General features: G+C 53.6%; 1 protein-coding gene. It reads left to right on the top strand.

All coding sequences use genetic code 11. The features are described 5' to 3' along the window. The coding region (locus tag CFB82_RS41550; RefSeq protein ID WP_143751096.1) for a C80 family cysteine peptidase at positions 1-1,004 on the top strand (1,004 nt) is incomplete at its 5' end. Positions 1,005-1,246: the final 242 nt, after the last annotated feature.

The following is a 1,246-nucleotide window of genomic DNA, read 5'->3' as shown; positions in this document are numbered from 1 at the left end:
CGCGCACGAACGGGAAGGTGAAGGTGCAGGTGGTGGGTCACGGGGATGAGGAGGGCGGGACGCTGGGCGACGCGAATGCGCGCAAGCTGGCGCAGCAGATCGAGCAGGTGAAGGGCCGGCTGGGCGAGGAAGCGGAGGTGTCGAAGGTGGCGCTGGTGGGATGCAAGACGGCGTGTGGGACGGAGGATCAGCCGAGCCTGAAGCAGCAGGTGCAGGCGGCGCTGGCCAAGCAGGGCACCGAGGTAGGTGAGGTGAAGGGGCGCGATGACTATGTGAAGGTTGAGCAGAACGGGAATAAGAATGATACGCATGCGACCGATCCGGAGGCATTGCCCAAGACAGGGTACTCGGTCGTGGATCCGGAAAAGCAACTGTTGAAGAATGCGATAGCGAAACTAAACAATGGAACCTTAATTGTAGGGGAATCACATGGCAGCCCGGCGTCTCGGGAGCTTATTCTTCGCCTTATAGATGAGGGTAAAATATCAAAGGTTTTTTTGGAAATCCCTCACGCCTATCAGGATGCTGTCCTTCCGCCAGGGAAAGGCAAAGGGTGGATTGAAACAAGCGAGTGGAAGGAAAATAAAAGCATGCTAAATGATATGCTTCGAGGCTCTGAGTATGATAATCCTGTAAAGCTTACGGATATCATAGAAAAAAGTCTTGAAAAAGGAGTTAATGTATATTTTGCAGATGCGAATGGTGGATATGGAACACACCCCCGTGTCATGCACAGTAGAAATAAGGAATTTGCGCAACATTATATGGATAATTCCGTGCCTAATGAGCCAGGCGCTATAATTCTCATCGGCGACGATCATTTGAAGGATACTAAAGTAGATCGTTCGGCTGAATCGTCCGAATCTGGCGTTATTCGTCGCCGCCCTAAGGAAAGCTCGGGCTGGGATTCGCTACAAACCTGCTGTGCATTGCCTGCCGAGCAGGTACTAAGGCTTAAAACAATTGTCGATGCAGTGGGGGAACCCGAGTTAGACTGGGACTGACTCGCGAAAACCGGTGCGCGTCAAGGTAGTTGTCGCCTCTGTCATGCAACGTGAACGGCTTTGTTCAGCAGGGTAGGCGCCAAGTTGGTTGCAGACGCAACTATGCATTTTTGAAGCAAACGGGCCTGCCGAACGAATTCCACAGGTTCAGCAGGTTGGCGATGATCACGCCCTCGCACTGCTGCGACTCGAGCCGGCGCGTCAGCAGCCGCGCGCCGATGCAGCGTTTGATTCGCGAGATC

The sequence above is a fragment of the Burkholderia sp. HI2714 genome (genome assembly GCF_002223085.1).
GTDB classification, from domain to species: Bacteria; Pseudomonadota; Gammaproteobacteria; order Burkholderiales; family Burkholderiaceae; genus Burkholderia; species Burkholderia lata_D.
The sequence above is the reverse complement of the archived record's forward strand: the minus strand, read 5'-3'. Positions and strand labels throughout refer to the sequence as shown.